The 218-nt window shown below is 63.3% G+C and carries 1 protein-coding gene; it reads right to left on the bottom strand.

The window, feature by feature from the left end:
* Positions 1 to 218: hypothetical protein (locus BST12_RS30390; protein ID WP_139802162.1), on the bottom strand; the 218-nt coding region annotated here is incomplete at both ends.

Below are 218 nucleotides of genomic sequence, written 5' to 3' on the forward strand. Positions count from 1 at the left end.
CAACCGCCAGCTGGGTGGCGGCCACGTCGACCACTGTCACCAAGATGCCATCGCCGTGCTCGGTAATCGCATTGGTCCGCACGGAAATTTCGTCAGCGGTGTCGCAGACGCTGTACCCGCAACCCGCAAGGTGACACGCGATGAGCAGGTCAATGGTCTTGTCGGTGTCGTCGTCGGTGAACACCAGAACATCACCCGGTGCGGCGCCGCGTTGCCCC

The organism is Mycobacterium angelicum, assembly GCF_002086155.1.
Classification (GTDB): domain Bacteria; phylum Actinomycetota; class Actinomycetes; order Mycobacteriales; family Mycobacteriaceae; genus Mycobacterium; species Mycobacterium angelicum.